Here is a 721-nt window from a genome sequence, read left to right on the forward strand (position 1 = left end):
TCACCAAAAATTTAGCTGGCGGCACGGACAATACACTCGCCGCAGTTCTCGACCATTGCTCAACCCCGATGGGCAGCCGCATGTTAAAGCGTTGGCTGCATCAACCGATGCGTTGTATTGATACGCTAAACAACCGTCTGGATGCGATTGGTGAAATTAAAGATCAAGGCTTATTTACCGATCTTCAGCCAACTTTAAAACAGATTGGCGATATTGAACGTATCTTAGCGCGTCTTGCTCTACGTTCTGCTCGTCCACGTGATATGGCTCGCCTACGCCATGCCATGCAGCAACTTCCTGAACTAGAATCGCTCACTGCATCCTTAGCTCATCCATACCTAGTGCAGTTGGCTCAGTTTGCTGCGCCATTAGATGAGGTATGTGAGCTTCTTGAACGTGCTATCAAAGAAAACCCGCCGGTAGTGATCCGCGATGGTGGTGTGATTGCAGAAGGCTATAACGAAGAATTGGATGAGTGGCGCAAGCTCGCTGATGGTGCAACCGAGTATCTAGAAAAGCTCGAAGCGGATGAACGCGAGCGTCATGGCATCGATACGCTGAAAGTTGGCTACAACGCCGTACATGGGTTCTTCATTCAGGTAAGCCGTGGCCAAAGCCATTTGGTACCGCCACATTACGTGCGTCGCCAAACTCTGAAAAATGCCGAGCGCTACATTATTCCTGAGCTTAAAGAGCATGAAGACAAAGTTCTGAACTCAAA

The 721-nt window shown here is 49.0% G+C and carries 1 pseudogene; it reads left to right on the forward strand.

Annotated features, from left to right (window positions below):
- Window positions 1-721, forward strand: a pseudogene (locus R8O11_RS27530) (DNA mismatch repair protein MutS); the annotation flags it as partial.

This window comes from Vibrio sp. 1288 (genome assembly GCF_033344475.1).